This window comes from Stenotrophomonas sp. SMYL11 (assembly GCF_036320005.1).
Taxonomy (GTDB): Bacteria; Pseudomonadota; Gammaproteobacteria; order Xanthomonadales; family Xanthomonadaceae; genus Stenotrophomonas; species Stenotrophomonas maltophilia_A.
Genome location: NZ_JAWIRS010000017.1, coordinates 82221 through 94447, shown reverse-complemented (window position 1 = coordinate 94447; position 12227 = coordinate 82221). Strand labels below are relative to the sequence as shown.

11 protein-coding genes are annotated in these 12227 nt (G+C 68.5%); 4 read left to right on the top strand and 7 right to left on the bottom strand.

The features are described from left to right. Positions 1-176 precede the first annotated feature (176 nt). Complete coding sequence (locus V3B46_RS18875; protein WP_329892612.1) at positions 177-1814, bottom strand: acyl-CoA dehydrogenase family protein; 1638 nt, start codon at positions 1812-1814, stop codon at positions 177-179. A gap of 113 nt (positions 1815-1927) precedes the next feature. Between V3B46_RS18875 and V3B46_RS18870 the strand changes: the two genes are divergently transcribed. Genes V3B46_RS18870 through pdeM form a run of 4 tightly spaced genes read left to right on the top strand, consistent with a single transcriptional unit; the run spans position 1928 to position 7617 of the window. Further along, entirely contained in the window at positions 1928-2926 is a 999-nt protein-coding gene (locus tag V3B46_RS18870; RefSeq protein ID WP_329892611.1) for a ligase-associated DNA damage response exonuclease, read from the top strand. Beyond that, positions 2923-4530: an ATP-dependent DNA ligase gene (locus V3B46_RS18865; protein WP_329892610.1), complete on the top strand. Its 1608-nt coding sequence runs from the start codon at positions 2923-2925 to the stop codon at positions 4528-4530. The genes V3B46_RS18870 and V3B46_RS18865 overlap by 4 nt, the downstream gene beginning before the upstream one ends. Next, a complete protein-coding gene (locus V3B46_RS18860) occupies positions 4527-6986 on the top strand; it encodes a ligase-associated DNA damage response DEXH box helicase (protein WP_329892609.1) in 2460 nt (819 codons plus the stop codon). Before V3B46_RS18865 ends, V3B46_RS18860 begins: the two co-directional genes overlap by 4 nt. Then, positions 6976-7617 (top strand): ligase-associated DNA damage response endonuclease PdeM, encoded by a 642-nt coding sequence (gene pdeM, locus V3B46_RS18855; RefSeq protein ID WP_329892608.1) that lies wholly within the window; start codon positions 6976-6978, stop codon positions 7615-7617. Before V3B46_RS18860 ends, pdeM begins: the two co-directional genes overlap by 11 nt. A gap of 1 nt (position 7618) precedes the next feature. Here pdeM and V3B46_RS18850 read toward each other — a convergent pair whose 3' ends face one another. From V3B46_RS18850 to nagZ, 6 genes are all read right to left on the bottom strand, one after another. Continuing rightward, a complete protein-coding gene (locus tag V3B46_RS18850; protein ID WP_032129345.1) occupies positions 7619-7888 on the bottom strand; it encodes a hypothetical protein in 270 nt (89 codons plus the stop codon). 181 nt (positions 7889-8069) lie between these two features. Then, complete coding sequence (locus V3B46_RS18845) at positions 8070-9338, bottom strand: FAD-dependent oxidoreductase (RefSeq protein ID WP_329892607.1); 1269 nt, start codon at positions 9336-9338, stop codon at positions 8070-8072. 102 nt (positions 9339-9440) lie between these two features. Then, entirely contained in the window at positions 9441-9647 is a 207-nt protein-coding gene (locus tag V3B46_RS18840; protein ID WP_005410590.1) for a cold-shock protein, read from the bottom strand. Between the two features lie 88 nt (positions 9648-9735). Then, complete coding sequence (locus tag V3B46_RS18835) at positions 9736-10482, bottom strand: S-methyl-5'-thioinosine phosphorylase (RefSeq protein ID WP_010482830.1); 747 nt, start codon at positions 10480-10482, stop codon at positions 9736-9738. A gap of 82 nt (positions 10483-10564) precedes the next feature. Further along, positions 10565-11119 carry a hypoxanthine-guanine phosphoribosyltransferase gene (locus V3B46_RS18830; RefSeq protein WP_005410592.1) on the bottom strand — a complete coding sequence of 185 codons (555 nt, stop codon included), beginning with the start codon at positions 11117-11119 and terminating at the stop codon, positions 10565-10567. Continuing rightward, entirely contained in the window at positions 11119-12126 is a 1008-nt protein-coding gene (nagZ, locus tag V3B46_RS18825; RefSeq protein WP_154353127.1) for a beta-N-acetylhexosaminidase, read from the bottom strand. Before nagZ ends, V3B46_RS18830 begins: the two co-directional genes overlap by 1 nt. Between the last annotated feature and the right edge of the window lie 101 nt (positions 12127-12227).

Below are 12227 nucleotides of genomic sequence, written 5' to 3'. Positions count from 1 at the left end.
GCGGGGGGGGGGGGGGGGGGGGGGGGGGGGGGGGGGGGGGGGCGGGGGGGGGGGGGGGGGGGGGGGGGGGGCGCGCCCCCCCCCCGCCCCCCCCCCGCCCCCCCCCCCCCCCCCCGCCCCGCTCACGACGCAGACTTTGCGCCGCCCACCACGAGGGGCTCCGCCGTTGGCCGCCCTTACGGCAGCGCACGCGCCATCATCGCCGTCAGCTCCAGCCCCGCCGGCAGCGTCCCGAATGCCAGCCCATGCTCCCCTTCCAGCCGGCTACGCACGAATGCCTCCGCCATCGGGCTGCGCGCACGCAACAGCAGCGCCGCCTGCAGCAGCAGCGCAGTGCGCTCGCAGAACAGCCGCGCCTGCGATTCTTCCGGTGGCGGTGCCGCTGCCCAACGCTGCAATGCCGCTGCATAGCGCCCATCACGGTCAGCCACCGATGCCAGCTCGCCGCGCAGCGCCGCCATCGCCTCCGGTTCACGCGCCAGCGCACGCAGCACATCCAGGCACTGGATGTTGCCGCTACCCTCCCAGATCGAATTCAACGGTGCCTGCCGGTACAGGCGCGGCAGCATCGACTCCTCCACGTAGCCCGCACCGCCCAGGCATTCCTGCGCTTCATTGACGAAGGCGGGCGCGCGCTTGCACAGCCAGTACTTGCCCAGCGCCGTTCCCAACCGCGCCATCGCGGCTTCGTTGGCATCCACACCGGCGCGATCCACCGCGCACGCGATCCGCATCGCCAACACCGTGGCCGCTTCCGACTCCAGCGCCAGATCAGCCAGCACGTTGGTCATCAGCGGGTGCTCGACCAGCAGCTTGCCGAAGGTACGTCGATGACGTGCGTGGTGCAGCGCCTGCGCCAGCGCCATGCGCATCTCCGCCGCTGCACCCAGCATGCAGTCCAGGCGGGTCATCATCACCATGCCGATGATGGTGGCCACGCCGCGCCCCTCTTCGCCCACGCGCCAGGCCTGTGCGCCGCAGAACTCGACCTCGCTGGAAGCGTTGGCCCAATCGCCGAGCTTGTCCTTCAGCCGCATCAACCGGAACGCATTGCGGTCACCATCGGCCAGCCGGCGCGGCATCAGCAGGCAGGTCAGGCCTCCCGGCGCCTGCGCCAGCACCAGGAAGCCATCGCACATCGGTGCGGAAAAGAACCACTTGTGGCCCACCAGACGGTAACGCTCGCCATCGATCGGTTCGGCGCGCGTACTGTTGGCACGGACATCCGAGCCGCCCTGCTTCTCGGTCATGCCCATGCCCAGGGTGATGCCGGCCTTGTCCGCCACCGGCACGTCGCGCGGATCATAGACCGGCGCAGCGGCCTTGCGCGCCCACTCGGCCAGATGCGGCTGCGAATGCAGTACCGCCACTGCCGCATGGGTCATGGTCAACGGGCAGCTGGTGCCCGCCTCGGCCTGGTGATGCAGGTAGCTCAACACCGCACGTGCCACGTGCGCGCCGGGCTGCGGCTCATGCCAGGACAATCCAGCGACGCCGTGCGATTTTGCCGTGTCCATCAACTGGTGATAGGCCGGATGGAACTCCACGGTGTCGATGCGATGGCCCTGTGCATCATACGTGCGCAGCCGCGGACGATCACGGTTGGCATCGAAGCCGAGCCGGTACAGTTCATCACCGGCGAGTGCACCATAGACACCCAGTCGCGGCGCGAAGCTGGCGGCGCCTTCGCGCTGTACGGCCTCCATCAGCGCCACGTCGTCGGTCCACAACTGTCGCCCTGCGAACGGCGGCGGCTGGTTCAACACCACATGGGTTTCATACGGTGCGTTGCTGCTGAAGCTGGGTCCACTCATCCGGTCCATCCTGGCGGCAAGAGGTCTGCGGCCCGATTGTGCCGCATCACCTGCCAAGCCCGTGTTCAGGCCGGTTCTCACCCTCTGCACGAGACGCAGGCCACAGTGACCGCATGGCAGGCAACGACGATCTGGTGGTGCTGCGCCCGGAGGGGCTGTACTGCGCCGCCGGCGATTTCCATATCGACCCGTGGCGACCGGTAGCGCGCGCGGTCATCACCCATGGCCACGGCGACCACGCCCGCCCGGGCATGGGGGAGTACCACTGCAGCGAAGGCAGCCTGCCGATCCTGCGCTGGCGCCTGGGTGACGTGCCGGTGCAGGCGCATCCCGAGGGTGCAGCATTCCAGCTTGGCCGGGTGCAGGTATCGCTGCACCCCGCCGGCCACGTACTCGGTTCGTCACAGGTACGCATCGACGACGGGCAGCAGGTATGGGTCGCCTCGGGCGACTACAAGCGACAGCCTGATCCGACCTGCACACCGTTCGAAGTGGTGCCCTGCGATACCTTCATCACTGAAGCTACGTTCGCACTGCCGATCTACCGCTGGCCGGACACGCCGGCGGTGGCTGCAGAGATCGTGGCGTGGCGCCGCGAATGCGAACAACGTGGCGAAGCCGCGATCCTGCTGTGCTACGCCCTGGGCAAGGCACAGCGGGTGCTGGCCGAGCTGCTGCCGCTGGACGATCGCCCAGCCTGGCTGCACGGCGCCATCGCCAATGGCGTGGCGGTGTACCGGCAGGCCGGCGTGCCGATGCTGGAGACGCTCACCGTGGCCGAGCAGGGCCGCCAGCCGGATGCCGCCGGCCAGCTGATCCTTGCCCCGCCCTCGGCTGCCGGCACACCGTGGATGCGCCGCTTCGGCCGCCACCAGCTGGGCTTCGCCTCGGGCTGGATGCAGCTGCGCGGCAACCGGCGTCGCCGCAACGTCGATCGTGGCTTCGTCATATCCGATCACGCCGATTGGCCCGCACTGCTGCAGACCATCGAACAGACCGGCGCGCAGCGGGTGATCGCCACCCATGGCAATACCGATGCGTTGATTCCCTTCCTGCGCGAGCGCGGCGTGGCGGCCGAAGCCTTCCGTACCGATTTCGGGAGCGAGGAATGAAGGCCTTCGCCGCGCTCTACCAGCGCCTGGACCGCAGCACCGCGACACTGGACAAGCGTGCGGCGCTGGTCGATTACTTCCGCCAGGCAGGCGCGCATGATGCGGCGTGGGCGCTGTACCTGCTCAGCGGTGGCAAGGTGGGCGGCGCACGCCGGAAGATCGCCGCCAGTGGCGAACTGCGCACCTGGATCGCCGAGGAATCGGGGCTGCCACCGTGGCTGGTGGAAGACAGCTATGCGCAGGTCGGTGACCTCGCCGAGACACTGACCCTGCTGCTGGATGATCCACCACAGCCTTCGCCCGACCGCCCGTTGGCCGAATGGATCGAACAGCACCTGCTGGCGGTGGCCAACCAGCCCGAAGCGGTGCGCCGTACGGCGGTCGTCACCGGCTGGCGGCAGCTTTGCAGCGGCGAACGCCTTGTGTTCAACAAGCTGCTGACCGGCGCCTTGCGCGTCGGCGTCTCGCAGCGCCTGGTGCAGCAGGCACTGGCGGAGTGGTCCGGCCTGGACATCGCACGCATCGCCCAGCGCATGCTGGGCGAGTGGGTGCCCTCTCCCGGGCTGCTGGGCCAGCTGCTGTCGCCGGATGAGCTGCCGCTGGACCGGCAGCAACCCTACCCGTTCTTCCTCGCCTCACCATTGGAAAGCGATCCTGCCGAACGCCTCGGCGCGATCGACGACTGGCTGCTGGAATGGAAATGGGATGGCATACGCCTGCAGCTGCTGCGCCGGCGTGGCGAAGTCGCGCTGTGGTCCCGTGGCGAGGAACGACTGGATGGCCGCTTCCCCGAGATCGAGCAGGCGGCGATGGCGCTTCCCGATGGCTGCGTACTGGACGGCGAGCTGCTGGCCTGGGACGAGACCGCCAACCTGCCGCGTGCATTCACCGCCCTGCAGACCCGCATCCAGCGCCGCAAACCCGGTGCGGCCACCCTGCGCAACACGCCGGTACGCGTGCTCGCCTATGACCTGCTGGAACTCGATGGCGCGGACCTGCGTGAGCTGCCGTTGCAGGAACGGCGCACGCGGCTTGCCGCGGTCATCGGTGCACTGGACGATGTGCGGATCCAGCTGTCGCCCGACGTTGCCGCCGACGACTGGCCGCAGGCTGCAGCGATGCGGGAAATAGCGCGCGAACGCGGCGTCGAAGGGCTGATGCTGAAACGACGTGGCTCGCTCTACCAGGCCGGGCGACGCCGCGGTGACTGGTGGAAATGGAAGGTCGATCCGCTCACCATCGATGCGGTGCTCTTGTATGCGCAGGCCGGCCATGGGCGGCGCAGCACGCTGTATACCGACTACACGTTCGGCGTCTGGGACGGCGACGCGCTGGTACCGGTGGCCAAGGCCTATTCGGGCCTGGATGACAAGGAAATCCTCGCGCTCGACCGCTGGATCCGCGCCAACACCCGCGAGCGCTTCGGACCGGTGCGCAGCGTGCGCGCCGAACAGGTGTTCGAGCTGGGTTTCGAAGCGGTCAACCGCAGCAGCCGGCACAAGTCGGGTATCGCCGTGCGCTTTCCGCGCATCCTGCGCTGGCGCCACGACAAGCCTGCCAGCGAGGCCGATCAGCTGGCCAGCCTGCAGGCGCTGGCGCGATGACCCGCAGCCAGGCACTGCTTCGGCTGGAAGACTGGTTCGCGGCACGTGGCTGGCGCTCACTGCCCTTCCAGCGCGCGATGTGGCGCCACTACCTGGCCGGCGAATCCGGGTTGCTGCATACGCCCACGGGCAGCGGCAAGACGCTGGCGATGTTCGGCGGGCCGTTGCTGCAGGCGCTGATCGATCCACCGCCCTCGCCCCGCCGCGCCAGTGCGGTGCGCCCATTGCAGGTGCTGTGGGTAACGCCCTTGCGCGCGTTGGCCAGTGATACCGCACGCGCGCTCCAGGCCGTCGTCGACGGCTTGGGACTGGGGTGGCGTGTCGGCCTGCGCAGCGGTGACGCCAGCAACCGCGAGCGGCGCCAGGCCCGCGAAGGCCGCATCGACGTACTGGTAACCACGCCCGAATCACTGGCGCTGCTGCTGAGCTATCCAGATACGTTGCCGCGCATGCGCCAGCTGCGCTGCATGGTGGTGGACGAATGGCATGAGCTGCTGGGCAACAAGCGCGGTGTGCTGCTGCAGTTGAACCTGGCGGTGTTGCGCGAAGCTGCGCCTGCAGCGCAGCTGTGGGGGCTTTCGGCCACACTGGGCAACCTGGATGAGGCGCGCGACGTGCTGCTGCCCGGACAGCCCGACGCGCCGATCGTGCAGGGCGTGCGCCCGCGCGCGATCAGCGTGCGCAGCCTGCTGCCGGAACCCGGCGAACGTTTTCCGTGGGCCGGGCATCTGGGCCTGGCGCAGCTGCCGCGGGTGCTGGACGCGTTGATGCGGGCACGCAGCAGCCTGTTGTTCACCAATACCCGTGCGCAGGCAGAACTGTGGCATCAGGCGCTGGCCGCGGTCTGGCCGGAAGACCCGGACACGCTTGCGCTGCACCACGGCTCGCTGGATCCGGCGCTGCGCCAGCAGGTGGAGGATGGCCTGCGCGCGGGTGCGCTGCGCTGCGTGGTTGCCACCTCCAGCCTCGACCTCGGCGTGGACTTCCCCGAGGTTGAGCAGGTACTGCAGCTGGGCAGCCCGAAGGGCGTGGCCCGCCTGCGCCAACGCGCCGGACGTGCACGCCACCGCCCGGGTGCCAGCGGCTCGATCCTGTGCGTGCCCAGCCATGCGCTGGAACTGGCCGAGTACGCTGCGGTGCGCCGTGCATTGGCCGAAGGCGTGGTCGAAGCACGCAGGCCACCGACGCTGTCGCTGGATGTGCTGGCCCAGCATGCGGTCAGCCGCGCGCTGGCGGGCGGCTTCGACAGCGCGGCGCTGCTGGCACAGGTACGGCGTACCCATGCCTTCGCATCTCTCGGGGACGACGCATGGCAGGCCGTGCTGACGTTCATCGTGCAGGGCGGCCAGGCGCTGGCCCAGTACCCCGATTTCCACAAGGTCGTGCGTGATGCCGATGGCCGGTACCGCATGCATGACCGTCGCCAGGCGCTGCGACATCGGCTGTCGATCGGTACCATCAGCAGCGATGGCAGCGTGCGCGTGCAGTTCCTGCGCGGAGGAAGCCTGGGCGCCGTGGAGGAACAGTTCGCCAGCCGCCTGCGTCGCGGGGACCGCTTCCAGTTCGCCGGGCGCCTGCTGGAACTGGTGCAGTTGCGCGACATGACCGCCTTCGTGCGGCTGGCACGAGGGCGCGGTGATGGTGTGGTGCCGCGCTGGCAGGGAGGCCAGTTGCCGCTGTCGATGCCGCTCGGCCGCGAGCTGGAGTGGGTATTGTCCGGCGCCGACGACAGTGCCGAATCACGCTGGTTGTCCCCCTTGCTGGCACTGCAGCAGCAGTTGTCGGCGCTTCCCGGCCCAGAGCATCTGCTGGTGGAAGAGGTGCGGCGCCGCGACGGCCAGTTCCTGTTCGTCTACCCTTTTGCCGGCCGCCACGTGCACGAGGCGCTGGCCGCCCTGCTGGCACTGCGCTGTGCCCGCCGGCAGCGCAACAGCATCGGCTACGCGGTGAACGATCATGGCCTGGTGCTGGCACCGGCGCAGGCGATCGATCTGGATGCCGCGCAATGGCGCGCCATGTTCACCCCCGATCAGCTGCTGGACGATCTGCGTGCCGCGGTGAACCTGGGCGAACTGGCGCGCCGCCAGTTCCGTGGCATCGCACGCGTAGCGGGCCTGCTGGTCCCCAGCCTGCCAGGCGGTATGCCGCGATCGCTGCGCCAGCTGCAGGCCTCGGCAGGCCTGCTTTACGACGTACTGCGCGAGCATGACCCCGGCCACCTGCTATTGGCATTGGCCGAACGCGAAGTGCTGCACGACAGCCTGGACCTGCCAGGGCTGCAGCAGGTACTGGCAAGAATCGGCATGCAGGTCCTCTCGGTGCAGCACCCGACATCACTCACGCCACTGGGCTTCCCGCTATGGGCCGAACGCCTGCGCGGGCAGTTCAGCAACGAGGACTGGCGCACCCGCGTGCAACGCGCGGCCCAGCAGCTGGAGCGCCGCCATGGCCGATGAACTGCCGTTGCTGCTGGCCGGCGAGCCGATGATGCTGGTTGGCGCGCGCGCCATGTACTGGCCCGCACGGCAGGCACTGCTGATCGCCGACCTGCACCTGGGCAAGGCCGATGTATTCCGCCGCGCCGGCATCGCATTGCCCAGCGGCGGCACCGGCGAAGACCTGCAACGCCTGCAGGGGCTGCTGGACAGGCATGCCTGCCGCGAGCTGTGGATCCTGGGTGACATCCTGCATGGACCGGCGCATCGCGCTGCGTGGTACCAGCAATGGCTGGCATGGCGCGAACGCAATGCTTGGCTGGACGTGCATGTCCTGCGCGGCAATCACGACCGCCAGCTGCCACATGCTCAGCTGCAGGTACAGATCCACGATGAAGTACGGCTGCAGCCGTTCCTGCTTCGCCATGAGCCGATGCCCGATGCAGAGCTGCATGTGATCGCCGGGCATCTGCATCCGCAGGTCGCCTTGCCGCCATTGCGACGGCGCTTCCCCGCGTTCTGGCTGCGTGAGCGGATGACGGTGCTGCCGGCCTTCTCCGCATTCACTGCCGGCATCGTGCCCGTGCCCGCCCGCGGCGAGCAAAGGGTCGCCTGTGTGGAAAACGGCCTGGTGCAACTGCCGGTGGCTTGAATCAGGCCGGACGAATGCCCAGCTGCGGCATCAACTGGAAATCAGGCGTGTCGCCCTCACGCCGTCGCGGCAACGCCTGGATCGCCGCCAGCATTTCCTGCGCGCAGGTGCGGATGCGCGCGTGGTGCTCCGCTGAAGCATGACTGATCAGGCTGCCGACATGGAACTCGAACACGTCCTCCAGTACGTCGGGCTGGTCCTCGTGCAGCATCTGCAGCAATCCGCGCAGCTTGCAGATTTCCGATTCCAGCTCCTCGACCGCGAACAACATGGCGTCCTCCTCTTCAACAACAGGCGGCACATCCGGGCCGCAGCAGGCCGCAACGGCGGCGCCACCCGGGCCACGCGCGATATTGATCACGGGAAAGAAAACGGGCGACGCGACGTTTGCGTGCTCCCTTCTTGTCGCATATCCGCAGTGAGGCAATCGTTAATTCACGTGACAGCGAGCTTCACGCGCCGGCGGTTGCGGCGATGATGCGGGGCGGTTCGGCGGCACTTGCCAACGCGTCAATGAAGGCCGGATCCAGTGCCAGCGAGCCGAACCAGCCATGCTGCGTGCCACTGAGCACGCGCAGCATGTGGGCACGGCCCCCGGGCAGGCGCCCCATCGGGCCCAGCAGCACGTCACGCGCCTTCGCCCAGGCGTCGCGGTCGGACTGGAACAGCGGCGTCAGCCAACGACTCCAGCGCTGGTACACCGCAACGTGTGCCCTGCGTTGCGCCTGGTAGGCCTGCAGCGCGACCGTGCTGCCGCCGTAGGTGCGCACCGCATCGCGCAGCGCCAGTGCATCAAGCAGCGCCATGTTCACGCCCTGCCCCAGCTGCGGGCTCATCGCATGCGCGGCATCACCGGCCAGCACCATGCGGCCGTGGTGCCAGCGCGTCATCACCGCATCACGGTAGACCGCGCGCGCCAACTGGCCGGCATCACGCAGATGGGCGAAGCGCGCACTGGCCTGCGGCCACAGTGCATGCAGTTCATCCAGCCAAGGCGTCATGCCATCGGCCTGCCAGCGTTCGAAGTCGGCGCGTGGCAGGCTCCAGAAGAAACTCAGGCGCGGCGTGTCATCACCGGGGCGCGTGCCGACCGGCAGCAGTCCGATCATCTTGCGCGCGGCCACGTAACGCTGCCGCAACTCCTGCACGTGCGGCCAGTCCTCGGCCGGCAGCAGGCACCACAGCGCCCCCCACGGATACACGCGGTCCAGACCGGCGCCACCGGCGATCGTGCCGCGCAGCGTTGATGCAGCGCCGTCGGCGGCCACCAGCAGGTCGAACGGGCCATGCGTGCGCCCGTCGCTGTCGCGCAGACGGCCGTGTTCGGCATCCACCTCGGTAATGGTGGTACCGGCATGCAGCTGGCCCTCGCCTGCGCGCGCCTCGTCCAACAGCGAGAACAAGGCCCCGCGCTGCATGCCCAGGCCGTGCAGGCGCGCATCCAGTCCCTCGTAGCGCATGTCCATCACCGCGCGCTCGCACGGCGTGTCGCCATACAGGCGGTGCACCGGCGCGGCATGTGCGCGCACGGAATCAAGCAGGCCCATCTGCCACAGTACCTGCAGGCCGCTGGGCTGCAGCAGGAAGCCGGCACCCACCGGCCCCGGCGTGGGCACGCGTTCGAAGATCTCCACCTCGTGGCCGTCACGGGTGAGCAGGATGGACACTGCCTGTCCAGCGGTGCCGTAGCCGATCACGGCGATGCGCAGTCGTTCCGTCATGGCCGCATTGTGCCCGAGGCGGGTGGATCGCGAGCGGGTCGCGGGCAATCCGCGCAAAAAAAACCCCGCCGAAGCGGGGTTTTCAACGCACTGTCGAGTGGATCACTCGGCCGGCGTGATGTTCGAAGCCTGGGCACCCTTCGGGCCCTGGGTCACGTCATAGGTGACACGCTGGCCTTCCTGCAGGCTGCGGAAGCCCTTGGAGTTGATGGCGGAGAAGTGCGCGAACACGTCGGCGCTGCCATCCTCCGGCGAGATGAAGCCAAATCCCTTGGCGTCGTTGAACCACTTGACGGTACCGTTCGGCATGGTGATGCGAGACCTTATGCAATGAATGGGTGGTGTACGCTGAACCCGCGCACAAGCTGAGTATGCAAAGCTTGCTCGGGGAAGACAATCACCCCCGTGCCAATTCGCCCACCAGTTCCGGAAGTCCGTTGCCGGCCGCCTGCACGTTGGCCAGCACTTCGGCCATCGTGATCTCCTCGCCATCACCACAGCCGGCAGCCCAGTTGGCGATGATCGCCAGGCAGGCGTAATCCAGCCCCAGCTCGCGTGCCAGCGCGGCTTCCGGCATGCCGGTCATGCCCACCAGGTCGCAGCCGTCGCGGCGCATACGGGCGATTTCAGCGATGGTTTCCAGGCGCGGCCCCTGCGTTGCGCCGTAGCAGCCACCGTCATGGACCGTGACGCCGGTCACTTTGGCCGCGGCCAGGATCTTGCTGCGCAGCATTGGTGTGTACGGGTGGCCGAAATCAACGTGGACCACGTCGGTGCCTTCTTCTTCACAGATCGTGCTGATGCGGCCCCAGGTGTAGTCGATGATCTGGTCCGGGCAGGCCAGCACGCGCGGACCAAAGTGTTCGGTGATGCCCCCGACCGTGTTCAACGCCAGCACGCGCTGCGCTCCCAGCTGCTGCAGCGCGGCCAGGTTGGCGCGGTAGTTGATCTTGTGCGGCGGCAGCGAATGGCCTTCGCCATGCCGCGCCAGGAACGCCACGCGATGGCCGAGCAGCGTACCTACGCGCACCGGGCCCGACGGACGGCCGAAGCGGGTGTCGACCTCATGAGTCTGCACGTCGTCAAGCTTGGCCAGGTTATAGACACCGGTACCGCCGATCACGGCCAGGGCGATCTGTTGCATTCGAAGCACTCCATGAAAAGACGAACGCCGGCACCCGAGGATGCCGGCGGCAGAAGAAGACGCGCCGCGGGCGGCTGCGCCGTTATTCCTTCATCGCGTAGATGGCCGGCACGCAGCGCAGGGTTTCGTTGACGTCCATGCCGAAGCCGAACACGTAACGGTCCGGCAGTTCGATGCCGGCGTAGTCGGCCGTCACGTCCGGCAGCGCGCGGTCGTGCTTCTTCACCGTCATCGCGGCGATCCGCACGTCGGTCGCGCCCTGTTCCAGGCACCAGGTGCGCACGCCCTGCAGGGTGTAGCCCTCGTCCAGAATGTCGTCGACCAGCAGCACGCGGCGACCGAACAGCGAAGTGGCCGGCTTGTGCTTCCAGACCAGGTCGCCGCCGGTGGTTTCACCGCGGTAACGGGTGGCGTGCAGGTAATCGAACTGCACGTCCTGGCCGCGCGCGCCCAGCTCCAGCGCCAGCTGGCCGGCGAACGGCAGTGCACCGTGCATGATGGACAGGAACAGCGGCACCTCGCCCTTGTAATCGCGCGCGATGGCGTCGGCGATACCAGCGATGGCCTTGTCGATGGTGGGGCGGTCGACCAGCAGGTCAGCCTGGGCCAGGGCCTGGGAAATGGTGAGGTTGGGCATCAGACGGTTCTTCCAAGGGTTTCAAGCAGACGGGATTGGGTGTCGCCATGGCGGGCATCGGCCAGCAGGCCGTCCCAGCCGAGCGCGCCGCGGCCAAGCAGGCCCAGCAGCGCAGCAGTATTGAGGGAGCGTCCCTGCACCGCGTGCAGGGCTTCATCGACCAGTTCCGGGTGGCAGACCAGCACCACGTCGCAGCCGGCATCCAGATGCGCGTGCACGCGCGCCGGCACACCGCCCGCACTGTGCGAAGCGGCCATGCCGATGTCATCGGAGAACACCACGCCGCGGAACCCGAGCTCGCCGCGCAGGATGTCCTGGATCCAGCGCGGCGAATAGCCGGCCGGTTCCGGTGCCACCTGCGGATAGATCACGTGCGCCATCATCACCGCGTCGGCACCGGCGGCGATGCCGGCCTGGAACGGGACCAGGTCCTGGGCGCGCAGCGCGTCCAGCGCGCGCGGGTCGATCGCGGTATCCACGTGGGTATCTTCCAGCACGGTGCCGTGGCCGGGGAAATGCTTGAGCGTGGCGGCCATGCCGACCGCATGCATGCCGCGCACGTAGGCGGCGGTGAACGCGGCCACAACCTGCGGATCTTCACTGAAGGCGCGGTTGCCGATGGCGCGGTTGCCACGGCCCAGATCGACCACCGGCGCAAAGCTCAGGTCCAGGCCGCTGGCGCGCACTTCGCTGGCCATCAGCCAGGCGTGCTGCTCGGCCAGGGCCAACGCCTGCTGCGGGTCGGTGGCGTACATCGCCCCGATGTCCTGCAGCGGCGGCAGCTCGCTGTAGCCCTCGCGGAAACGCTGCACGCGGCCGCCTTCCTGGTCCACGCAGATCAGCTGCGGGCGCGGCGCGGCAGCGCGGATCGCCGCGCTCAGATCGGTCACCTGCTGGCGCGAGGCGAAGTTGCGCTTGAACAGCACCACCCCGGCCACGGCATCGTGCTGCAGCCAGTCACGTTCCTGGGCGGTCAGTTCGGTGCCGGCGACGCCGATCAGCAGCATGGTCGATCTCCACAACGCGCGCCCGCATGGCGCAGTGCCGCATTGTCGCAGAACCGGCCGACAGGCGCAGTGGTCAGAAAAAGGGGACGGAGGGGATTAAG